Genomic DNA, 22,473 nt, shown 5'->3' with positions numbered 1-22,473 from the left:
GGGGGAGCGAGGAGCGCCGTATGACCGAGGTGACGTACCGTCTGCTGGGCCGCACCGGGCTGAAGGTGTCGAACATCGCCCTCGGCGTGGCCACCTTCGGCTCGCAGTGGGGGCCGCGCTGGACCATGCCGGCCGCGGAGGCGGACGCGCTGCTCGGCGTCGCCCTCGACCACGGCATCAACTTCTTCGACACCGCGAACGTCTACAACCGTGGCGAGAGCGAGACCTGGCTCGGCCGGGCGCTGCGCCGCCGGTCCGCGCTGGACCAGGTGGTGATCGCCACCAAGTGCGGGTACCGCACGGACCCGAGGGACGTGAACTCCGGCGGATGCAGCCGCCGCAACATCGTCGCGTCCGTGGAGCGGTCGCTGCGCCGCCTCGGCACCGACCGCATCGACCTGCTGTACCTGCACCTGTGGGACGGCGTCACCCCGGTCGAGGAGAGCCTGGCCGCGGCGGCGGACCTGGTCTCCGCCGGGAAGGTCCGCTACATCGGGCTGAGCAACGTGCCGGGCTGGTACGCCGGTCAGGCCGAGGCCGTCGCCCGGTGGCGGGGCTGGCCCGTCCCGGCGGCGGTCCAGCTCAACTACAACGCGCTGGAGCGGACGATCGAGCACGAGTTCTTCCCGTTCACCGAGGCCACCGGCGTCGGCCTGGTCGCGTGGGGGCCGCTCGCCAACGGCCTGCTGACCGGCCGGTACCGGGTCGACCTGGAGGAGCGGCGGATCACCGGCGACGGGCGGATGACGCAGACCTTCACCACCGGCGACGTCGACCCCTTCCGCCCGGTCGTGCCCCGCGTCATCGCGTGCCTGACCGACCTGGCGGCGCGGACGGGGCGTACGCCCGGACAGCTGGCCCTGGCCTGGATCCTGAGCAAGCCGCAGATCACCAGCGTTGCCGTGGGCGTCTCCTCCGGCGACCAACTCCTGGAGAACCTGGCCGCGCTGGAGATCTCGCTGCCGCCGGAGGACCTCACCAGGATCGACGAGGCGAGCGCGCAGCCGACCCCGTACCCGTACACCTTCCTCGCCGACGGCATCCAGGCACTGGTCCATGGTCCCGAACAGCTGAGGGCAGTGCGGCCCACGACTCCGTAGCGAAGGGAAACCGGTATGACGTCAGACGTCCCGTTCGAACAGCCGTCCTTCGACTTCGACCTCTTCTTCTCCGCCTACTGGCGCAAACGGCCCCTGTACGTCCCCGGCGGGGCGAAGGAGCTGCTGGGCCGCGTGTGGACCGACGACGACTTCGACGCCGCCCTGGCCGGGGCGCGCGCCGACGGCACGGAGGTCAAGGAGCGGCCCGGTGAGGTGACGTTCATCGAACAGGTCTCCCGCTTCGACACCGACCTGCGCGACCGCGCGGACCGGCTCGCGGGCGTCTTCGGCGCGCCGCAGGCCTGGTTCGACGCGATCCGCACGTACGCGCGCAGCGGCATCGGCGCCCACTTCGACCACAGCGACAACTTCGTGCTCCAGCAGAACGGCACGAAGGAGTGGACGCTCGCCTCCTCCGAGCACCTGGACCGCCAGGACGTCGTACGGCGCATGATGAACCACCCCGGTGTGGGCGCCCACGAACTGCCCGACGGCGACAGCGTCCGCTTCACCGTCGGCCCCGGCGACCTGCTCTACATCCCGCTGCTGTGGCTGCACTCCGGCGTCTCCCGCGGCGACTCGCTCAGCGTGTCCCTGGTCTGCCCCGCCGTCTCCCTCCAAGCCGCCGTCCTCCCGCTCCTCGCCCAGGTGCTGCGCGCCCGCGGCGTCGGCCACCAGCCGGTCCCGGCCCTCCACACCGGACTGTCCCCGCAGCAGCGCGCCGACGCCACGGCCGCCCTGGCCCGCGCGACCCGCGCCTTTCTGGAGCGGATGAGCGACGACGCGCTCGCGGACGCGGTCCTCGCGCTCCAGCACCGGCGCCTGACGGGGGAGAGCGCCGGCCCGGTGGCCGACACCGCCTGACGCGTCGACCACCACCAGCGTGATCACTGCTGTGCGCCTGGGCGCACCCGGGTCCGCGGCGATACGCCGGGTTCTGGAAGGCCTTCGAGCCGAAGGCATGCCGATGTACAGTGAGGGACGCCCCCGACCTGCAGAAAGCTCGCGGGGAGCCGTCTTCTAGGAGTCCAAAGTGCTGCGTACTCTGTTCAAGTCCAAGATCTAGCCGGTTTGCTGACCTGCGCCCGCGGTAGGTACCTGCAAGGAGCGCGATTGAAGGCTCCGGGGTGTGCACCTCCAGCCGCGCGGCCGGTTCCGGAACCGCGCTCACCGGACGGCCTCCTGCGCCGGCAGGGGGGCGGGGTGCCAGCCCAGTTGGGGCGCGATCAGGTGGCGTACGTCGTACAGGATCTGTTCGTACTCCTCCTGGTGGAACTCGTAAGGCAGCTCCAGGCGCAGTTCGGACACCTCTGCGACCACGGGGTCCGCAGCCAGCTGCTCCAGGATCTGTTCGGCGCTCCCGACCATGTCCGGCGCGAAGAGGATCTGCTTCGGGCCGAAGTCCCGCGGTGCCAGAGTGCGCTCCTGGCGGCTCGCCGCGTACTCCCGGTAGCGGGCCCGGGTTGCGGCGTCGGCGCTGTCGAACGGCACGATCACCCGTCCCAGCGCCACCCGTGCGCCCGGTCGGGTGTCGCCCAGGGCACGCCGGTACTCCGCGAGCAGGTTCAGCTGGGCCGTAGTGAAGTCGACGGTGCCCTCGCTGCTGACGATGTTTCCGGACAGCAGGTTCAGCCCGTTCTCGGCGGCCCAGCGGACCGAGCGCAGACTGCCTCCGCCGTACCAGATTCGGTCCACCAGGCCGGGATTGTGCGGTTGCAGCCGCGGCCGCTGGGTGTTGCCCGGCGAGTGGATCACCGTGTCGGGACCGCCGAGGTAGTCACCGCGCAGATTGCCGACGAGGCGGGCGATCCTTCCGTAGGACAGGTCGAAGCTCCGCCAGTCGCCGTCGTACACCAGGTCACCGAGCAGCTCGGCGTGCGGCATGCCGGTGCTGAAGCCAACCTGCAGCCGCCCCCGGGACAGTACGTCGGCCAGCGCCAGGTCCTCGGCGAGGCGGAACGGGCTCTCGTAGCCGATGGGGATGACCGCGGTGCCCAGCTCGACCCGCTCGGTGCGCTGGCCGGCCGCAGCGAGGAAGACGGCGGCCGAGCCGACGCCGTGTTCGAGGTGGCGCTGCCGGATCCAGGCGCCGTCGAAGCCGAGCCGTTCGCCGTATTCGAACAGCTGGAGCGTCTCCTCCAGACCGCTGTAGGGGTCGTCGTCGGCGAAGTTCCCCGGGGTGAGCAGGGCCAGTGAAGTGATAGTGGGGGCACTCATATGACGTCGGTCCTCAACTCGTGGTGGTACCGGGAATGGCCGCGAGCCGCTCGTGGGTGTAATCGTGGCGGGCTCGGCTTCCCGACTCGCCCCGGCCGCGGCCCCGCAGGGCCGACACGCCGCAGTGCCCTCCGAACGCGACCGCGCACCGGTATCCCGAACCATCCGGCACGGCAGGTTCAGGACCCTTCGCGCTCGCGGGGGATCTTCTGGCCGGCCTCGATCGCCACCGGCAGTCGGTTCTCGGCCGGGGGCAGCGGGCAGGTGGCCAGGTCCGTGTAGGCGCACGGCAGGTTCGCGGCGCGGTTGAAGTCCAGGACGACCGTACCGTCGGCGGCGGGCGGCTCCCGGGCGAGGACCCGGTTGGCGGCGTAGGTGGTGACCCCGGAGGTCGCGTCGGTGAACAGCACCATCAGCCGGCCCGCACCATGGCCGGGGAACGTGGTCAGCGACAGCGGGCGCCCGTCCAGCTCGAACTCGACCCTGCCCGGGGCGTCGTACACATGCTCAAGGCCCTCGACCGCGGCGCCCACGGTGGTCGGTCGTGGCATGTCGAAGGGGACGTAGCGGCCCGTCACCGCCCAGCGTGGGTCGGGGGCGTAAGCGGGCGTTCCGGTGAAGGCCGTGCGCAGTGGCGCATCCGGGTGCCGGGGGCGCACGATGTCGTGCCCGCCGCGCCTGGCGATCTCGATGACGGCGTGTCCCCAGACGGCGTCGACGCCGCCGCGTTCGGGAAGCACGCCGAAGCGGTGTTCACCGTGCACCGGCATTCCGTCGACGAGCAGTTCCTCGTCGTCGAGGTCTACGACGACCCCGTCGGGGCCGGTGCGCCACGCACCGGGTGCGTCCGGGAAGCGCTGGGGCCGGTCGTCGAGCCAGTGCAGGCCGGTGATCGCCAGGAAACCGTGCGGGGCGGCGAGCCGCGCCTCCTGGGCGCGGTACCACTCCAGCCAGTTCTCGGTGAAGACATGGAAATCGGTCGTGGTGGCCTCGGTGGTCATGGGTTCTCCATCGTCACGGGGTGCGGGGGGCCGGTCGGGCCGTCGGTTCGAACGGCGTGTTCAGCGGGCCAGTTCGCCGAGGAGCCGCCAGGTGCGTCGGCGGTCGGCTTCTCCCGCGATCTCGGTGCCCGAGAACACGACCTCGGTGGCGCCGGCGTCGCGGTAACGGCGTACCTCGGCCTCGACCGTCTTCTCGTCGCCGATCACGGCCAGGTCGGCGGCTCGACGGCCGCCGGAGAGTTCGATGACTCGCGCGTAGGACGGGATCTGTTCGTAGAAGGCGAGGTTCTCGGTGGCCTTGGCCCGCACCGCGTCGACGTCGTCCGTGACCACGCCGGGCACCAGGGCCACGATCCTGGGCGCGGGGCGGCCGGCGGCCTCGGCTGCGGCGGTCAGGGCGGGCACGATGTGGTCCGCCAGGGCGCGCGGTCCCGCCAGGTAGGGCAGGATCCCGTCCGCCAGCTCACCACTGACCCGCAATGCCTGCGGCCCCATCGCGGCGACCAGCAGGGGGACACCGCTCTCGGCACCCGGTACCCGCGCTGGGAGCGGGGTGGTCGCGGTGAGCAGTTCGCCGTGGAAGTCGGCTGTGCCGGTCTCGGTCAACTGCCGCAGCGCGGTGAGGAATTCACGCAGGCGGGCGATGGGGCGTTCGAAGGGCAGGCCGAAGCCGGTCTCCGTCAGCAGTTTCGTGCCCAGGGCCAGGCCGAGGTGGTAGCGGCCGTGGGTCGCGGCCTGGGCGGTCTGGGCCTGGCTGGAGACGAGCAGCGGGTGCCGGCCGAAGACGGGGATCGCGGAGGTACCGACCTGCAGTCCGGGCACTTCACGCCCGACGATCGCCGCGAGCTGGGGTGAGTCCGCGCCGAAGGTCTGCCCGAACCAGGCCGACGTGACACCGAACTCTGCGGCCTCTTGCGCCAGTTGGACGGTGACGTCGACCTGGTTCGGCGCGTCGGACGCGTTGAGCGCTACTCCAACAGTCATGTCAGTCAGAACAGGCCTCGGCCGGACCCGCATTCCGGTCCGTCTGTGACAGCTTCGTGTCAGTCATGTGTACTCAGCCCTGAGTGGAAGGGGTATCCCGGTGCTCAGCCCGCCCGCCGTCGGTCCGGCGCGGACCGGTGCGTGAGGGGTTCGCGCAGGCCGAGGTTCTCGCGCAGGGTGGTGCCGGTGCACTCGGTGCGGTAGATGCCGCGTTCCTCCAGGTCCGGGACGAGCAGGCCCCCCACGAGTCCCCCGGGGCGCGGGCCACCTCCACGCCGTCCCGGGACTCCCGGGCCCGCGCGGCGACGTCGGCGATCAGCGGCCGTTCCCAGGCACGGGCCGCCTCGGGACGTTCCTCCTCCGCCACCACCCACCCGGCGCGACCGGCGGAAATGTGGCCCAGGGACGCCAGCTGGCCGGAGACATGGAAGGGTTCGGCATACGTGACCGGGACGACGGGAGCGATCCCGATGGTGCTCTAGGACGCCGCGGCGAAGGCCGCCCGCTCCACCGCGCCGATACGGCCCACCGGATCCGGTGAGGCGCAGGGCGGGGCCGGTCAATGGGGTCCCTTCCGGGAATCAAAGCCTCCACCGGTCAGGAACTTTCCCGTTCAACGTACGTCGCCCGCCCCTGTGAACACCTCATCCGCTGGGACGCACGGTGGACGCATCTTTCCCGTTGTGCTTTGCTCCGGCCATGGAGGCCACTGGCAGGGCACACACGGTGCTGCTCGACCCGTTCTGGGTGAGCCGCCGCGCCGACCAGTTCGACCAGGTCTGTCGCTGACCGCCGTTCGACGGCTCGCGATCTCGCTCTTCTCTCTCGGCCTGCAGCCTTCTCTCGTCCTCGACCAGCCGCTCTCCGGGTGTAGCTGTGAGGCGCCCGCATCAGCCCTGCCGTGAAGGAAACCCCATGGCCCAGTTCACAGCCCTGCCTGTCATCGACATCTCCCGCTTCCACGCCCCGGACGCGGACACTGACGCCTTCCTCGCCGAACGTCTGATCGGCCCCGATCAATGGCCGTCCGTGTTACCGGAGTTGAGAGACCTCGTGCTGCGCTGGCAGGCGGAGGCGCTGCGGGTGAGCCGTGAGGTGCTGCGGGCACTCGCTGCGGCGCTCGGACAGGACGAGGGATACCTCGACCAGTGGTTCGACGACGAAGCGGCCATGCACGTGAAGATCGTGCACTACCCTCCGCGCGCTGCTGAGGACGCCGACCAAGGGGTGGGTGCGCACAAGGACTACGGCTACCTCGCCCTGCTCCAGCAGGACGAGGTCGGCGGGCTCCAGGTGCAGCGCGAGGACGGGGTGTGGATCGACGCGGTGCCAGTGCCCGACGCCTTCGTGCGCGGTGCTCACCCTGACCCTCGCTGCCCGCTGGCCGCCCCCGCCTCGGCGCACCGCCCGCGACTCCCGGCTGGACGTCCTCGGCCTCGGTCTGCTCTGCGGACGGGTGCACCCGGCACTGACCTCGTCGAAGCCGTATGTGCTGGGCACGGCTGTCGCGATGGCCCAGTTCGGCTCCTCACTGGCCGCGTTCCTCGTGCTCACCGTCTTCCTGCAGGACGGGCTCGGCCTGTCCGCTCTGCTCACGGCGGCGATCACTCTCCCCGGGGCGGTCGGGATGGGCATCTCTTCGGCCCTCGCCCGGCGGCTGGTACGACGGATCGGATCCCGTACGGTGTCCGTCGGCCTGCCCCTGGGCATCGGCGCCGCGCTCGCGGGGCCGGCGTTCGCGCTCGGTCTGCCGACGGCGGTACTGCCGGTGGCACTGGCCGCGGCGCAGTTGATGTCCGGCGTCGCCGGAGGGCTCACCGTCTCACCCAATCAGACCCAGGTACTTCAGCACGCTCCGGCGGAGGCCCCGGGGGTGGGAGGCGGGATCCTGCAGATGGCCCAGCGCATCGCGGCGGCTGTCTGCCTCAGCGCCGTCCCCGCGGTGTATCTGCATGCCGCTTCTGGTCCGCCGGGAGGCGGTGACCCCCGGTCCGGGTACGCACTGGCCTCCCGTGTCTGCGCGGGCCTACTCGCCGTGGGCCTGCTGTTGTCCCTGCTGCGCCGGGCCGTCACGCCGCCCCGTCCGTCGGCATCCGCGTCGGCGAACCGCACCGGCGTGGTCCCCCGCCCCAAGGAGACGACCTGACCACCCGGGGCGCGGGCGCCGCACTCGTCGGCTCCCTCACCCCACCGAAACCCAAGGAGTACAAGTGAGTTCGACCAGATCCCGACCCGCCCTCGTTGTCCTCGGCGCGGCAGCTCTGTTGACCGCCTCCGTCGCCGTTCCTCAAGCCTCGGCGGCCGGCCGCACGTCCACGGCTCTCGCCTGGTACGACGCGACAGCCGAGACCATCGCAACGGCCGGGGCACCCACCCAGATCACCAACAGCCGTACATGGGCCATCAGTTGGCTTGCGGCCGCCCGGGCGACCCGGAGCGTGCCCGCCGGTGTCGACCGCGGTGCGTATCAGGAGGCGGCGCTCGCCGGGGCCGTACACCGTGCGCTGGTGACGTTGACCCCGAGCCGGAAGGAGCAGCTCGACGCGACGTTCAAGGAGACCCTCGACGCGATTCCCGACGGCCCGGCCGAAGAGCGGGGCGTCACGGCGGGAGAGCGACAGGCGGACATCGTCCTCGCGTCGAGGCAGGGCGACGGACTCGACCCCGCCTCGGTCAACGCGCCCTATCCGGTGAAGCACGCGGCGCCGGGCGTGTGGCAGCCGACGCCACCCGACTATGCGCCGGCGGCCCAGTACGGCAACCGTCTCGCCAAGCCGTTCCTGCTCAGGACGCAGAGCCAGTTCCGGCTCGGCCCGCCGCACGCCCTGGACTCGCGGCGCTATGCCGTCGACCTCGCGGAGGTGCGGGCGTACGGTGCCGTCGACAGTACGGGGCGCAGTGCTCACCAGACCGAGACCGCCACCTTCTGGCTCGGCTCCTCCCTCACTCTCTACACCGAGCCGCTGCGCGTGGCGCTCTCCCGCACGGACCAGGGGACCGCCGGGCAGGCCCGGCTGGTCGCGCTGTTCCACGTGGCGCTGGTGGACACGCAGATCGCCACCTCCGACAGCAAATACGCCTATGAACGCTGGCGTCCGGTCACCGCGATCCGCACCGGCAGCATCGATCCCGACCCGGACTGGACGCCGCTGCACAATACGCCGGCGCATCCGGACTACCCGAGCGGCCACAACACCTACGCGGGCGCCGCGCAGACCGTGCTGTCGGCGCTTGTAGGTCCGCGAACCGCTCCATTCGCACTGACCAGTCCCACGGCGCCGGGCGTGACCCGGACCTACACCACGTGGAAGCAGCTCTCGGACGAGAACGTCGACGCCCGGGTCTTCTCCGGTATCCACACCCGGTCGGCCGACGAGGCGGGGATCACCCTCGGCACGAACGCGGCACGGTACGTCCTGCAGAACACGGGACGCCTCCTCGCTCCGCGCTGACTCTCCGCGCGGTCACCGGCAGCGCGGCGGCGACGCTCACTCGAACGCCGCCGCCGCGTCACGCAGAGCCTGGACCACGGCCGCCGCGGAGTCCGGTCCCGGGGCGCCCGCGCGGTAGGCGACCGAGCGGAGGGTGTCGGTGCGGCGGAAGACGCCATGCCGTTCGTACAGCGGCCAGGAGACCGGCGACCTGCGGGGCGATCACGCCCGACCCCGTGGGCGTGCCCTCACGTTCGTTGCTGCCGGAAGGTGGCGTGAGCGTGTCCCGAAGAGGCGGAGACGTTCTCCGTGTCCGCAATGCAAGACCTACCCGGGAACTTCTTGACCAGCCTGGTGGACATCTGCTGAACTCCCGAACCATGAACCCGCGCGTGGACCTGACCCGGCGGCGCCACATCGATCTGGCGCACGTCTTCAGCGCGTTTTGTTGTCGCTGACCCGGGAAGTGCTCCCCGGCGGCGGCCGGTGTGCGCCCATGGCGCGTGCCTGTCAGCGGCGGTGCAAAGCCGCTGACACTGCGATCCCTCCCTGCGGGATCGTCGTCTCCACCTCTTGAGGGCTCCCCGTCTCCTCTCCTTCTCGTGTGAGCCGGGAGCCTGTTGCCCACGCCGACGCGGTCGCTGAGAGCGCGGCTGTAGCGGTCCTGCGGCCACATGTTCTTCTCTCCGGTCCGCCCAGCCAGCGCTTCCGCGTGTGGTCGATCAGTCCTGTGCAGTACCAGCCCATTTACCCAACGCCCGATCTCCAGCACGGCTTGGCGTGCCCGATCTGTCCGGGAGGGACCCCTCATGCCTCCGTTCATCCGCAAACTCACTGGCCGTATCGGCGCGGTCGTCGAGGGCGTCGACCTCACCGCACCGCCCGACCCCTTGACGGTCACGGCGCTCCGTGACGCCCTTAACGAGCACAAGGCGATCGTGTTCGACGACGTGAACCTCGACAATGCCGGTCAGGAACGTGTGGCCGGTTGGTTCGGCGACCTCACCACCGCTCACCCGAACGTGCCGGCCGCCGACGGTACGACGAACGTGCTCGCCGTCGACAGCGAGACGTCCAAGGCCAACGAGTGGCACACGGACGTCTCCTTCGTGATCAACCCGCCGCAGGCCACCACGCTGCGGTCGGTCGTGACCACGCCGTACGGCGGCGAGACGCTCATCGCGAACGCCGCCGCGGCGTACCGCGATCTGCCCGAACCGCTGCGGGCCCTCGCGGACTCGCTGCGCGTCGTGCACACCAACAGGTACGACTACGCCCGCCCTTCGGCCACGACGGCGCAGCGGCAGGAGTACGACCGGATTTTCGCCTCGACGCCGTACGAGGCGGAGCACCCGGTCGTGCGGGTGCATCCGCTGACAGGCGAACGTGGGTTGTTCATCGGTGGGTTCGCCAAGCGGATCGTCGGTCTGTCGCGCAGCGAGTCGGCCGAACTGCTGCGCATCTTCCAGTCGTACGTGACCCGTCCGGAGAACATCCTGCGCTGGACCTGGTCCCCGAACCAGCTGCTGATCTTCGACAACCGGATCACCCAGCACTACGGGGTGGACAACTACGACGACCACCCCCGCCGCCTCAACCGGGTGACGATCGCCGGAGACGTTCCGGTCGGCGTCGACGGACGCCACAGCGAACAACTCGTCGGCGACGCCTCGCACTACAGCAGTGTGCTGGAGGCGGCGGCATGACCGAGCTCAGCCTCAAGGCGCCCGCCGTCAGCGGGAGCCCGGACACCGAGACGACGAGCGCGCGGGAACGCGAGGTGTTCCTGCCGCGCGACGCCGGCCGTCGAACGCCGCTCAGCACACTCCGCGAGCGCCTGCGCTGGCCGCTGGGCATCTACACGACTCCCGTCGTGATCCTCATCGTCTGGGAGGTGCTCGCCCGGGCCGGAGTGCTGGCGAAGACCTACGCTCCGGCACCGACCTCCATCGTGAAGTCCGCCGCCGATCTGTGGCAGCAGGGCGTCCTCGGGCCCGACCTGGCCATCTCGCTGCAGCGGGCCGGCACCGGTCTCGCCATCGGGCTGACGGTGGGCGTCATCACCGGCGTGCTCGGCGGGCTGCTGCGCAGCGGTGAGTACCTGTTCAACGGCCTGGTGCAGGTACTCAACACGATCCCTCTCCTCGCGGTGCTGCCGCTGATGATCGTGTGGTTCGGCATCGACGAGCTCACGAAGGTGCTGCTGATCTCCTTCGGAGCCGGCGTCCCGATGTATCTCAATCTGTTCGCCGCGATCCGGGGCGTCGACCAGCGGCTGATCGAGATGGCACGCACGACGGGCGCGGGCACCTGGCGCTTGGTGACGCGCGTGCTGGTGCCCGGAGCCCTGCCGGGGTTCCTGGTCGGCCTCCGGTTCTCTCTCGCGTACAGCGTCCTGGGCCTCGTCGCCGCCGAAACGGTCAACGCCGACAAGGGACTGGGGTTCCTCATCACTCAGGGGCAGACCTATCTCCAGACCAACCAGGTCTTCGTGGGGCTGGTGATCTACTCGCTCCTCGGTCTGCTCGCCGACCAGTTCGTCCGGGCTCTCGAGCGGGTGCTGCTGCGGTGGCGACCCGGCTATGAGGCGTCATGAGCAGCGCAGTCGCGACCGAGCCCCGTCGGCAGACCGGGGTCGCCGTCGAGCAGGTGGTCCGTCGGTTCGGTGACCGGGTGGTGCTCGACCACCTCGACCTCACGATCGCCGACGAGGAGTTGGTGATCCTGCTCGGCCCGTCGGGCTGCGGCAAGAGCACCCTCCTGCGGCTGCTCGCCGGACTGGACCGTCCCGACGGAGGGCGCGTGGAGGTCCCGGCACGGCGTGCGATCGTCTTCCAGGCCGACCGGCTGCTGCCGTGGCAACGGGTCCTGCGCAACGTCACTCTCGGCCTGCACGGACCCGACGCCGACCAGGCGGCCCGCGACGTGCTCGCCGAGGTCGGACTCTCGGGCCGTGAGAAGGCATGGCCCAAGGAGCTCTCCGGAGGCGAGGCCCAGCGGGTGTCGCTCGCGCGGGCACTGGTCTCGGAGCCTGAACTGGTCCTGCTCGACGAGCCGTTCGCAGCCCTCGACGCCATCACACGGCTGCGCATGCACGACCTCGTACGCTCGCTGCGGACCAGGCACCGCGCCGCCATGCTGCTCGTCACCCACGACGTCGACGAGGCGATCGCCCTGGCGGACCGCATCGTCGTCATGAGCGACGGCCGCATCGGCACCTCACACGACGTGCACCTCTCTGCCGCGGACCGTGAGGCGAGCGTCGCACGCGAGGAACTCCGCGCCCGGCTCCTGGAAGACCTCGGCCTCGCCGGCCAGCACTGACGTCCCCGAACACCTCCACCCAGCACAGAAAGCACGACAAACCATGCGAAAGAGGACCACCAGATTCATCGGCGCCGTCGGCTCGCTCGCCCTGGCGGGCACCCTGGTCGCCTGCGGATCGTCGTCGTCGGACACCGACGCGCCGCTGAGCAACGCCGCCGACACGAGCGACGCCAAGCACCCCGAGTGGAGCAAATACACCTTCACCATCGGCGACAACGGCGGTGATGGCAGCCAGGAGCTGGCGAAGCTGACCGGCGTGTTCGACAAAGCGCCCTACAAGGTGAAGTTCGCCCGGTTCACCTACGGTCCGCCGCTCGTGCAGGCCGCAGCCTCGGGCGATATCGACCTCGGCAGCGTCGGCGACGTACCACCGATCACGGGTGCCGCGAAGGAGTACGGCTTCAAGGTCGTCGCCGTCAACCGCTCGCTCACGCCCGACCAGGCCGTGGAGAACATCATCGTGCCGAAGGACTCGAAGCTGAAGACGGCAGCCGACCTCAAGGGCAAGAAGATCGCTGTCCCGCCGGGCAGTTCGGCCCACGGTCTGGCCCTGAACGCGCTGAAGAGCGTCGGCCTCACCCCCAAGGACGTGAAGCTGGTCTTCCTCGACCCGGCTGCTGGCGCTACAGCGTTCAACACCGGCAAGGTGGACGCCTGGTCGATCTGGAACCCGCAGTCGGCGATCGCGGTCAAGAACGGCGCGCAGATCCTGGTGAAGGGGCTCCCGCCGATCGACCAGACGAGCAGCTACTACGTCGCCAGTGACACGTCGCTGAAGGACAAGACCAAACGCGCGGCTCTCACGGACGTCCTGAAGAGGCTCTCGCGGGAGTTCGCCTGGGCGGTCAAGAACGCCGACAAGTACGCGCAGGCGCTCTCGAAGGAGCAGGGCATCCCGCTGGACGACGCCAAGGCGTCCCTGGCCGCCTACTCGAACCGGGTGACCCCGGTGCAGCAGTCGGACATCGAGCTGGAGCAGAAACTCGCCGACGCCTTCCTGGAGGCGGGCCAGATCACCAAGAAGGTCGACGTCAAGTCGATCACCGACAACCTCCTCCCGGCCGGCTACGACAGCTCCAGGCTGAAGGTCACCTCATGAGCGCGAGACGGCGGCTCCACCTCAACGCCTTCCTCATGGAGGCGGGCCACCACGAGGCGGCGTGGCGGCTCCCCGACAGCAACCCCCGGGCGGACTTCGACCTGCGGCACTGGATCGAGCTGGCCCGGTTCGCCGAGAGCGCCAAGTTCGACTCGCTGTTCCTCGCGGACGGCCCCGCCCTCATCGGAACCGGCGAGTTCCGGCCGCCGGGCCAGCTCGAACCGCTGACCCTGCTCACCGCCCTGTCCCAGGCGACCAGCAGGATCGGTCTCATCGCGACCGTGTCCTCGACCTACAACGAGCCGTACAACCTCGCCCGCCGGCTCGCGTCCGTCGACCACGTCAGCGGAGGCCGCGCCGGCTGGAACATCGTCACCTCGGCCGGGGCTGACGAGGCCGCCAACTTCGGCCTCGAGGACCGCCCGGGCCACGCCGAGCGCTACGCCCGCGCCGACGAGTTCCTGAAGGTCGCCAAGGCGCTGTGGGACAGCTGGGAGGCCGAGGCCGTCCTCGCGGACAGAGCCACGGGACGCTACGCCGACCCCGCGCGGCTGCACCGGCTCGGCCACCAGGGCCGGTACTTCAAGGTGGCCGGCCCACTCAACGTCGAGCGTCCACCGCAGGGCTACCCGCTGCTCGTCCAGGCCGGCTCCTCCGAGGACGGCAAGGACTTCGCGGCCCGCCACGCCGAGGCCATCTTCACCGCCCACACGACGTATGAACGCGCCGCCGCCTTCTACGCCGACATCAAGGCACGGACCCGGGCAGCGGGCCGCGACCCGAACGGAGTGATCGTCCTGCCCGGGATGGTCCCGTACATCGGGTCGACCGAGGAGGAGGCCCGGGCGCTCGCGCAACAGTTCGACGAGCTGCGCGTTCCGGAGTACGGGCTGCGCCAGTTGGCCGCCGTGTTCGAGACCGAGCCGTCGGTCTTCGCACTCGACGAGCCGCTGCCGGACTTCATCCTCGCCAGGCCGAAGTTGGAGGGCTCGCAGAGCCGGTCCGACCTGATCATCGAGCTCGCGGTACGTGAGCGGCTGACGGTCCGGCAGATCATCTCCCGGCTCGGCGGCGGGCGCGGCCACTTCGAGTTCGTCGGCACGCCCGAGCAGATCGCGGACACCATCATCACCTGGTTCGAGGGCGGTGCCGCGGACGGGTTCAACATCATGGCGCCCGCCCTGCCGTCCGGCCTCGCGGCCTTCGTGGAGCATGTGCTGCCGATCCTGCGCGGCAAGGGCTTGTTCCGCGAGGAGTACGAGGGCACGACCCTGCGCGAGCACTACGGCCTTCCGGTCCCGGCGAACCAGTTCCATGGCTGAACCGCTTCGGCTTCACCGCGGTGGCCGGGCTTGGCGAGGTCCGGGACGGCGCCTGGGGCGCCGAGCTCGCGGGACGACGCGGCAGTCGGGCAGTGTCCGGTGCCCAGCCGGCCGAAGTGGTCGTCCAGGCACTCGACATCGCTTGGGCGGAAAGCGCGCCGAGAGTCCGTGAGCGAGTGCTCATCTGACTGTGGCGGCGTCAGAAAAGTCAGCAACGGGTCAGTGTGAGCCCTGGAACACCTGGCGACAGCTGACCGAACATGCGAAACGATGTAGCCTCCGAAGACCGCCCTTGACCTGCCCAGACAGGCAGGGAGCAGACAAACCGGGAGTTGCTTCATGTTGCGTACAGTATTCAAGTCCAAGATCCACCGCGCCACCGTCACCCAGGCCGACCTGCACTACGTGGGATCCGTGACCATCGACGCCGATCTTCTCGACGCGGCCGACCTGCTGCCCGGGGAGCTGGTGCACATCGTCGACGTCACCAACGGGGCCCGGCTGGAGACGTACGTCATCGAGGGCGAGCGCGGGTCCGGGGTGATCGGGATCAACGGGGCCGCGGCCCACCTGGTGCATCCCGGGGACCTCGTGATCATCATCAGCTACGCTCAGGTCACCGACGCGGAGGCCCGCGAGCTGCGGCCCCGTGTGGTGCACGTCGACGCCGGCAACCGGATCGTGTCCCTCGGTGCCGACCCGTCCGAGCCGGTGCCCGGGTCGGACCAGCAGCGCAGCCCGCAGGCCGTGGGGGCCTGACCGGCGACAGGACCAGGAGCGTGCGTGCCCATGAGCGGGACCGGGATCCGCGACGACCGGGCGGCGGGCCGCCTGGAGGCCGTCGGCGACGGTGAAGTCGTCGGCCGCATCGAGTACTTCGTCCTGGAGTCGCCCGCGCGCGCCCTGGTCCCCGTCCACACGATCGTGGAGCCCGCCCACGAGGGCAGGGGCATCGCCGGGTCCCTCGCCCGGGAGCTGTACGCCCTCGCCGAGCGCGAGGGCGTCCCGGTCGCCCCGCTGTGCCCGTACGTCGTGAAGTGGGCCGAACGCCACCCCGAGGCGGCCCCGCCGGCCGACCCGGGCCTGCTGTCGGCCGCGAAGGACTGGTTGCGCGCGCACCCGGAACGCCTGTAAGCGGGCGGGCGGTGCCGCCAGGCCCCCGGGCCCGGGGCGGCGAGGGCGACGGGGGCCACCCGCCTGGACCCCTTCGGTGCTGCCGTCGGGTGAGTGGCCGCGCGGCCGAAGGGTAGGCGGGGGAGTAGTCCAGAGGCGACGTCCCGTGACTGCCCGGAGGACACCATGACGAACCCGCACCCCGACCCGGTCCCGCCGGGCCCGACACCGGGCCCGCAGCCGACCCCGCCGGACCCGTACCCCAGCCCGGTCCCGCCTCCGGAACCGGGCCCGCAGCCCACTCCGCCCCCGCCGGGGCCCAGCCCGGCCCCGCCACCGGCCCCGCCGCACCCCGGCCCGCCGGAACCGTCACCCTCGCCCATCCCGCCGGGCCCCGAGCCCGTACCCAACCCTGAGCCGGGCCCGCCCCTCACCTGACCGGGACCGGCGTGCTCCGACGGGGCGCGGGGCCGTTGGCGATGTGCTGCTCCGCCGCGCGGGCACGACCAGCCGCACACGGCCCGCACCCGCGCCCCGACAGGCCCCGCCTCAGGCGGACACCTCCGACCGGTCCCCGCCCCACAGCGTGTGGAACGACCCGTCCCGGTCGACCCGCCGGTAGGTGTGCGCCCCGAAGAAGTCCCGCTGCCCCTGCGTCAGGGCCGCCGGCAGGCGCGACGCCCGCAGCGCGTCGTAGTAGGCCAGCGCCGCGGCGAACCCGGGCGTCGGCACCCCCTGCCGGGTCGCCGCGACCAGCACCTCCCGCCAGTCGTCCTGCGCGTCGGCGATCTCCTGGGCGAACGTCTCGTCCGACAGCAGGCTCGGCAGGTCGCGCCGGGCGTCGTAGGCGGAGCGGATGCGGTCCAGGAAGGCCGCGCGGATGATGCAGCCCCCGCGCCAGATCGAGGAGACCGCACCGAGGTCGATGTCCCAGCCGTACTCCTCGCTGCCCGCGGCGATCTCGTGGAACCCCTGCGTGTACGACACGATCTTGGACGCGTACAGCGCCTGCTCCACCCGGTCCGCGAAGGCCGCCGCCTCCGACTCGCTCAGCGGGGACGGCTTCGGGCCGGCCAGGTCCCGCGAGGCGGCCCGCAGCGCCGCGTGGCCGGACAGCGAACGGGCGAAGACCGCCTCCGCGATCCCGGACACCGGAACGCCCAGGTCCAGCGCGATCTGCACGGTCCAGCGGCCGGTGCCCTTCTGCTCGGCCTGGTCCACCACCACGTCCACGAACGGCTTGCCGGTGGCCTCGTCCACGTGGGACAGCACCTCGGCGGTGATCTCGATCAGGTACGAGTCCAGCCGGCCGGTGTTCCAGGTGCGGAAGATGTCCGCGATCTGCGCGGGCTCGTACCCGGCGACATCGCGCAGCAACTGGTACGCCTCACCGATCAGCTGCATGTCGGCGTACTCGATGCCGTTGTGGACCATCTTCACGAAGTGCCCGGCACCGTCGGGACCCACGTGCGTCACGCACGGCGCACCGTCGGCGGCCTTCGCCGAGATCTTCTCCAGCATCGGGCCCAGCGAGTCGTACGACTCCTTGGAACCGCCCGGCATGATGCTCGGGCCGTGCAGCGCGCCCTCCTCGCCGCCGGAGATGCCCGTGCCGACGAAGTGGATGCCCCGCTCGCGCAGTTCCCGCTCCCGGCGCCGGGTGTCCGCGAAGTGCGCGTTGCCCCCGTCGATGATCATGTCGCCGGGCTCCAGCAGCGGCGCGAACTCCTCGATCACCGCGTCCGTCGGCCCACCCGCCTTGACCATGATCACCAGGCGGCGCGGGCGCTCCAGGGCCGCCACGAACTCCTCGGCGGTCTCGGCCGCGACGAAGTCGCCCTCGTGCCCGAACTCCTCCACCAGCGCCTTCGTCCGCGACACCGTACGGTTGTGCACGGCGACCGTGTAGCCGTTGCGGGCGAAGTTCCGGGCGAGGTTGCGGCCCATGACCGCGAGGCCCGTGACACCGATCTGCGCTGAAGTGCTCATACCGCCTGCTCCCTGGTTGCCTCGTGTACTACGGCTCCGTCAGTACGGGTCCTCGCCCATCCTGACGTGCCGCTACGGCGAGCGCACATCCGACCCGCCACGCATGAGTACGCAGCGCGGCCGCCTTCCGCCTCAGTCACCGGCCCGCCGGCTCCGGCAGGGGCCGCATCCGGCCAACTGGCCGCGGCGCGAGGCCGGTTTACCGTCTTGTCATGGCCTGTTCGTGGCGCTTACTTTTGCCGCTCCTGACGCATGCCGAGGGGAATTCGGACATGGCCGTACGCGGCCGGCATCGCCGGTACCAGCCGAACAGGATCAACCGCGCCTCACTCACCGTCACGGCGGGCGGCGCCGGCCTGGCGATGCCGCTGGTCGTCGCCGGCACCGCGGACGCCGCCGACGCGGCCACCTGGAACAAGGTCGCCGCCTGCGAGTCCAGCGGCAACTGGAGCATCAACACCGGCAACGGCTACTACGGCGGGCTGCAGTTCACCCAGTCCACCTGGGAGGCGTACGGCGGCACCCGGTACGCACCGCGCGCCGACCTCGCCACCCGGGCCGAGCAGATCGCCGTCGCCGAGAAGGTCCTGGACGGGCAGGGGCCCGGCGCCTGGCCGGTGTGCTCGGCGCGGGCCGGGCTGGCCCGGGGCGGCAGCAGCCCCGACGTGCACACCGAGACCGCCGCCACGCGCCCCGCCGAGTCCGCCCCCGCGCGGTCCCGCTCCGTCAAGGACGTCCAGCCGCAGACCACCCCGCAGTCCCGTGCGGGGCGGGCCGAGATGTACACGGTGGTGCACGGCGACACCCTCTCCGGCATCGCCGGCGACCACCATGTGCCGGGCGGCTGGCGGGCGCTGTACTCGGGCAACCGCGCCACGATCGGCGCCGATCCCGACATGATCCTGCCGGGCCAGCGGCTCAGCCTGAGCGGCACGCACACCCGCACCGCGCCCCCCAAGTCCCCGAAGAAGAAAGCCCCTCCGGAGCACCCCACCACGCACCGCACGACGCCCCCGGCCCGGCACGCCCTCGTCGCCCCGGTGACCGCGTCCGTCGGCACCGGCTACCACGTCGCCGGCTCCCACTGGTCGAAGGGCTACCACACCGGCGTCGACTTCCTCGTGCCGACCGGCACCTCCGTGAAGGCGGCGGCGGCCGGGCGGGTGGTGGCCGCGGGGTGGGGCGGCTCGTACGGCTACCAGGTGGTGATCCGGCACACCGACGGCCGTTACACGCAGTACGCCCACCTCTCGGCGATCTCCGTGCGGGCCGGCCAGAACGTCACCACGGGCCAGCGCATCGGCCGCTCCGGCGCCACCGGGAACGTCACGGGCCCGCATCTGCACTTCGAGGTGCGGACCGGGCCCGGGTTCGGCTCGGACATCGACCCGCTCGCCTATCTCCGGGCCGGCGGCGTCAGAATCTGACGCGGGCGCGCCACCGGTCCCGGACCGGCAGCGGCACGTGGAAGCTCGCGGACAGCGGCACGTACGAGGAGGGGAGCGCACCGCCGGCCGGCGCGCTCCCGGCCGGAGCCGGCAGGAGCAGCTCGCCGAGCACCGCCCGGCCCGGCCCGGCACCGGTCTCGGCACCCCCGGCCCGGCCCGCCGCGCCGTCCGCGGCCCCGCGCTGCCGCGGCACACCGGGGCGTGTCTGCGCGGCGGTCGGGGCCGACAGCCCGGCAGCGGCCGGCCCACCGGGCACGGCGAAGGCACCGACCGGGAACAGCACGACCGGCGCCGGCCCGGCCTCCACCGCTGCCGAGGCTGACACGGGGGCGGCCGGAGCCGGAGCCGGTGCGGCAGCGCCCGGCGTCGCCGCGGGCGCCATCCGCTCCGTCGTCAGCATGATCAGGCCGCCCGCCGCCACCACGCCGCAGCCCAGGGCGAGCGCGGTGCCCGTGGTGCCGTAGCGGAACGTCTCACCGAACATGAGGATGCCGACCGCCGCGGCCAGCACCGGATTGACCACCGTCAGCGTGGCCAGCGGGGCGGCGAGGCCGCCGCCCCGGTAGGAGGCCTGGGACAGCAGCACGCCGGCCGCCGCGAAGACGCCGATCACCGCGAGCGAGGACAGACCGCCCAGGCCGATGCCCTCGGTCCAGTCGACGGCCACGGTCTTGGTGAACACCGAGGACATGCCGAAGGCGATGCCGGAGGCGGTGGCGAGCAGCACGCTGCGCACCGCGGGGTGCCGGTGCACGGCCAGGCCCGCGCACATCAGCGCCACCACCGCCCCACCCGTGGCCAGCGCGACCACCAGCCGCTGGGCCGGGTCGAGGGAGTGCGTGGAGGACGAGCCGACCAGGGAGAGCAGACCGGCGAGGCCCGCCGTGGCCATGAGGGCGCCGCGCCACGCGGTCGCGCCAGCCCGGCGGCCCACGCACAGCGCCGCCATCGGCAGCGCGAAGACGATGGTCAGCGCGCCCAGCGGCTGGACCAGGCTGAGCGGCCCGCAGGCCAGCGCCACGACGTGCAGCACACCACCGAGACCGTTGAGCGCCAGCGCACCCCACCAGCCCGGCCGGCGCAGCGGCAGACAGCCGCTGTCGGGGCTGGACACCGCGACCTGCTCCTGCACGATCGCTCCGCCCGCGTAGGCGAGGGCGGAGACGACCGACAGGAGCACGGACAACGCCAGGGCGCTCATCGGTGTCTCCTCTGCGTGCGCCGGGCGTCCTGGGCCCGGTGCGGCGTGCGGTCGGCTTCCATGGCCAACACTCTGCCCGCCCGCGCACGTCCCGTCGTCGTACCTGAGCACGCAATGCGTCCTACTGCCGATGGAGTACACCGGCCGGATGATCATCCCCTGGAGGGGGACGCCGGGTGGAGACCCGCCCGGCCGTCCACGCGACGCGCCTGGTACGAGTACCTGTTGTGGACCTCGACCCCGAACTCGCCGCACTGCGCCCGCTGGGCGGCTTCTTCGCCCTGCGCACCCTGTGGGACACGGCCGGAGCCGCCGGGCCGCCGCGGCTGCCGACCCTCGCCCAGGGCTACGCGGCAGACACCCCGGACGGTCACGGCAACCCGGTGACGTCGCGCGTCGCCACCGTCGCCGAGCGGCTGCGGACCGCCGAGCCACGGGTCGCCGCCTCCCTCGCCCACCAGGGGCTGGCCGCCCGGCTGTGGTCGGTGGCCCTCGGCTGTGCCGTCCTGTACGGCCGGCTGCCCGACCTGGACCCGCGCCTGCTGCGCTGGGACGCCCGCGCCTCCGCCCCCGACGACCTGTGGCTCACCGAGCTGCGCCCGCTGCCCGGGGACGCGGCCACCCTCACCGCCACCGTGCTGCACGCCCATCTGGAGCCCCTGACCGTCACCCTGAGCGCCCGTTACGGCGTCGCGGCCGGCCTGCTGCGGGGCAACGCGGGTTCCGCGCTCGCCGCGACCGCCCGGGAGCTGGGCCGCTGGTCCCGCGCCCACGGCCGTACCGACGTCGCGGCCCGCACCCGCGCCCTCACCGGCGAACTCTTCGCGCACCCCCTGCTGAACGCCACCGGCACCCGCACCGGCACCGCCTTCCGGCGCCGCAGCTGCTGCCTGTACTACCGCGTCCCCGGCGGCGGGCTCTGCGGCGACTGCTGCCTCACCCGCCCGCCGCGTCCGGCACCGCGCACCGCCCCGCGCTCTTCCCCGGGCGCCGCATCTGGGTGACCATGAAGGGGACCTGCCACAGAGACCAGGGGGTTGTCGGGTGCGAGTGGGACTGCTGACCCGGGAGTACCCCCCGGACGTGTACGGCGGCGCCGGTGTCCATGTGGAGTTCCTTGCGCGCGAGTTGGCCGCCCTGGTGGACCTGGAGGTGCACTGCTGGGGCGAGGGCCGCGGGGTCGGCGTCGTACGCCACCGTCCCTGGTCCGTCCTCGACGGCGCCAACGACGCGCTGCGCACCTTCTCCGTGGACCTCGCCATGGCCGCCGCCCTGGAAGGCCGCGAACTCGTCCACTCCCACACCTGGTACGCGGGCCTCGCCGGCCATGTGGCCAAGCTCCTGTACGGCATCCCGCACGTGGTCACCGCCCACTCGCTGGAGCCGCTGCGCCCCTGGAAGGCCGAGCAACTCGGCGGCGGGTACGCCCTGTCGGGCTGGGCCGAGCGTTCCGCGATCGAGGCGGCCGACGCGGTGATCGCCGTCTCGGGCGCCATGCGGGAGGACATCCTCGCCTGCTATCCCGCGCTGGACGCGGCCCGGGTGCACGTCGTGCACAACGGCATCGACACCCGGCTCTACCGGCCCGACCACGGCACGGACGCGCTCACCCGGCACGGCATCGACCCCGCCCGCCCGTACGTCCTGTTCGTCGGCCGGATCACCCGGCAGAAGGGCGTGCCCCATCTGCTGCGCGCGGTACGGGACATCGACCCCGGAGCCCAGGTCGTGCTGTGCGCGGGCGCGCCCGACACCCCGGAGATCGACCGGGAGTTCCAGGAGCTGTTCGAGGAGCTGCGCCGGGTCCGGGCGGGCGTGTTCTGGATCCCGCAGATGCTGCCGCGCACGGAGGTGATCCAACTCCTCACGCGCGCCGCGGTGTTCGTCTGCCCCTCGGTGTACGAGCCGCTCGGCATCGTCAACCTGGAGGCGATGGCCTGCGGCACACCGGTCGTCGCGTCCCGGGTGGGCGGCATCCCCGAGGTGGTGGCGGACGGCCGTACCGGTCTGCTGGTCGAGGTGGACGAGGACTTCGCGTCCGGGCTCGCCCGGGCCCTGGACACCGTCCTCGGTGATCCGGACGCGGCCCGGCGGATGGGGGAGGCCGGTCGGGCCCGCGCGGTGGGGGAGTTCGGCTGGGACGCGGTGGCCCGCCGCACGGCGGGGCTGTACGAGGAGATCCTCAAGCAGGCTTAGTCCGGTCTGCTCGGGGCAGCCATGGTTCAACCACGGTGAGGGGAG

Annotated in this window: 20 protein-coding genes and 1 pseudogene; 15 read left to right on the top strand and 6 right to left on the bottom strand. The window is 71.9% G+C overall.

Features of this window, described 5'->3' with window-relative positions; translation table 11 throughout:
* Positions 1–20 precede the first annotated feature (20 nt).
* Both ACZ4U1_RS05230 and ACZ4U1_RS05225 read left to right on the top strand, forming a co-directional pair.
* Complete coding sequence (locus ACZ4U1_RS05230; RefSeq protein WP_467899748.1) at positions 21–1,100, top strand: aldo/keto reductase; 1,080 nt, start codon at positions 21–23, stop codon at positions 1,098–1,100.
* A 15-nt stretch (positions 1,101–1,115) separates the two neighbouring features.
* The gene (locus ACZ4U1_RS05225) at positions 1,116–1,964 is read left to right on the top strand and encodes a JmjC domain-containing protein (RefSeq protein ID WP_467899746.1); all 849 of its coding nucleotides are present in this window, start codon (positions 1,116–1,118) and stop codon (positions 1,962–1,964) included.
* Between the two features lie 303 nt (positions 1,965–2,267).
* Here the strand turns inward: ACZ4U1_RS05225 and ACZ4U1_RS05220 are convergent, their stop codons facing one another.
* The 4 genes from ACZ4U1_RS05220 to ACZ4U1_RS05205 all read right to left on the bottom strand — a co-directional run bounded on the left by ACZ4U1_RS05220 (position 2,268) and on the right by ACZ4U1_RS05205 (position 5,547).
* Complete coding sequence (locus ACZ4U1_RS05220) at positions 2,268–3,317, bottom strand: LLM class flavin-dependent oxidoreductase (RefSeq protein ID WP_467899745.1); 1,050 nt, start codon at positions 3,315–3,317, stop codon at positions 2,268–2,270.
* 179 nt (positions 3,318–3,496) lie between these two features.
* Entirely contained in the window at positions 3,497–4,318 is an 822-nt protein-coding gene (locus ACZ4U1_RS05215) for a DUF1684 domain-containing protein (RefSeq protein ID WP_467899742.1), read from the bottom strand.
* A gap of 60 nt (positions 4,319–4,378) precedes the next feature.
* Complete coding sequence (locus tag ACZ4U1_RS05210; RefSeq protein ID WP_467899740.1) at positions 4,379–5,302, bottom strand: LLM class F420-dependent oxidoreductase; 924 nt, start codon at positions 5,300–5,302, stop codon at positions 4,379–4,381.
* 104 nt (positions 5,303–5,406) lie between these two features.
* Positions 5,407–5,547: a hypothetical protein gene (locus tag ACZ4U1_RS05205; protein ID WP_467900114.1), complete on the bottom strand. Its 141-nt coding sequence runs from the start codon at positions 5,545–5,547 to the stop codon at positions 5,407–5,409.
* Positions 5,548–6,217: 670 nt separating this feature from the next.
* Here ACZ4U1_RS05205 and ACZ4U1_RS05200 point away from each other — a divergent pair.
* The 10 genes and pseudogenes from ACZ4U1_RS05200 to ACZ4U1_RS05155 form a co-directional block, all read left to right on the top strand.
* Positions 6,218–6,592: pseudogene (locus tag ACZ4U1_RS05200) on the top strand (hypothetical protein); the annotation flags it as partial.
* Positions 6,593–6,656: 64 nt separating this feature from the next.
* The gene (locus tag ACZ4U1_RS05195) at positions 6,657–7,448 is read left to right on the top strand and encodes an MFS transporter (protein ID WP_467899738.1); all 792 of its coding nucleotides are present in this window, start codon (positions 6,657–6,659) and stop codon (positions 7,446–7,448) included.
* A gap of 64 nt (positions 7,449–7,512) precedes the next feature.
* Positions 7,513–8,754 carry a vanadium-dependent haloperoxidase gene (locus ACZ4U1_RS05190; RefSeq protein ID WP_467899737.1) on the top strand — a complete coding sequence of 414 codons (1,242 nt, stop codon included), beginning with the start codon at positions 7,513–7,515 and terminating at the stop codon, positions 8,752–8,754.
* A 788-nt stretch (positions 8,755–9,542) separates the two neighbouring features.
* Positions 9,543–10,439 (top strand): TauD/TfdA dioxygenase family protein, encoded by an 897-nt coding sequence (locus tag ACZ4U1_RS05185; RefSeq protein WP_467899735.1) that lies wholly within the window; start codon positions 9,543–9,545, stop codon positions 10,437–10,439.
* On the top strand, positions 10,436–11,329 hold the full coding sequence (locus ACZ4U1_RS05180; RefSeq protein ID WP_467899733.1) for an ABC transporter permease: 894 nt from the start codon (positions 10,436–10,438) through the stop codon (positions 11,327–11,329). Before ACZ4U1_RS05185 ends, ACZ4U1_RS05180 begins: the two co-directional genes overlap by 4 nt.
* Positions 11,326–12,057: an ABC transporter ATP-binding protein gene (locus tag ACZ4U1_RS05175; protein ID WP_467899731.1), complete on the top strand. Its 732-nt coding sequence runs from the start codon at positions 11,326–11,328 to the stop codon at positions 12,055–12,057. Before ACZ4U1_RS05180 ends, ACZ4U1_RS05175 begins: the two co-directional genes overlap by 4 nt.
* 43 nt (positions 12,058–12,100) lie before the next feature.
* Positions 12,101–13,159, top strand: coding sequence for an aliphatic sulfonate ABC transporter substrate-binding protein (locus tag ACZ4U1_RS05170; RefSeq protein ID WP_467899729.1), 1,059 nt, complete (start codon positions 12,101–12,103; stop codon positions 13,157–13,159).
* Complete coding sequence (locus tag ACZ4U1_RS05165; RefSeq protein ID WP_467899727.1) at positions 13,156–14,481, top strand: LLM class flavin-dependent oxidoreductase; 1,326 nt, start codon at positions 13,156–13,158, stop codon at positions 14,479–14,481. Before ACZ4U1_RS05170 ends, ACZ4U1_RS05165 begins: the two co-directional genes overlap by 4 nt.
* Positions 14,482–14,820: 339 nt before the next feature.
* Entirely contained in the window at positions 14,821–15,240 is a 420-nt protein-coding gene (gene panD, locus ACZ4U1_RS05160; protein WP_467899725.1) for an aspartate 1-decarboxylase, read from the top strand.
* 30 nt (positions 15,241–15,270) lie between these two features.
* Positions 15,271–15,615 carry a GNAT family N-acetyltransferase gene (locus tag ACZ4U1_RS05155; protein ID WP_467899723.1) on the top strand — a complete coding sequence of 115 codons (345 nt, stop codon included), beginning with the start codon at positions 15,271–15,273 and terminating at the stop codon, positions 15,613–15,615.
* A 528-nt stretch (positions 15,616–16,143) separates the two neighbouring features.
* Here ACZ4U1_RS05155 and gndA read toward each other — a convergent pair.
* On the bottom strand, positions 16,144–17,583 hold the full coding sequence (gene gndA / locus ACZ4U1_RS05150) for an NADP-dependent phosphogluconate dehydrogenase (protein ID WP_467899721.1): 1,440 nt from the start codon (positions 17,581–17,583) through the stop codon (positions 16,144–16,146).
* Positions 17,584–17,855: 272 nt separating this feature from the next.
* On the opposite strand from gndA, the gene ACZ4U1_RS05145 reads away from it, so the two are divergent.
* Positions 17,856–19,010, top strand: a complete 1,155-nt coding sequence (locus tag ACZ4U1_RS05145) for a transglycosylase family protein (RefSeq protein WP_467899720.1) — start codon at positions 17,856–17,858, stop codon at positions 19,008–19,010.
* On the opposite strand, the gene ACZ4U1_RS05140 is transcribed toward ACZ4U1_RS05145, so the two are convergent.
* Positions 19,000–20,232: a DMT family transporter gene (locus tag ACZ4U1_RS05140; protein WP_467899718.1), complete on the bottom strand. Its 1,233-nt coding sequence runs from the start codon at positions 20,230–20,232 to the stop codon at positions 19,000–19,002. The two genes, ACZ4U1_RS05145 and ACZ4U1_RS05140, sit on opposite strands and share 11 nt — an antisense overlap.
* Before the next feature lie 227 nt (positions 20,233–20,459).
* Here ACZ4U1_RS05140 and ACZ4U1_RS05135 point away from each other — a divergent pair, with 227 nt between their 5' ends.
* Positions 20,460–21,236: a (2Fe-2S)-binding protein gene (locus ACZ4U1_RS05135; RefSeq protein ID WP_467899716.1), complete on the top strand. Its 777-nt coding sequence runs from the start codon at positions 20,460–20,462 to the stop codon at positions 21,234–21,236.
* Positions 21,237–21,276: 40 nt separating this feature from the next.
* Positions 21,277–22,428 (top strand): glycogen synthase, encoded by a 1,152-nt coding sequence (gene glgA, locus ACZ4U1_RS05130; protein ID WP_467899714.1) that lies wholly within the window; start codon positions 21,277–21,279, stop codon positions 22,426–22,428.
* Positions 22,429–22,473: the final 45 nt, after the last annotated feature.

It is taken from the genome of Streptomyces sp. NPDC028928 (assembly GCF_055564915.1).
This window is presented reverse-complemented; position numbering and strand designations above follow the sequence as displayed.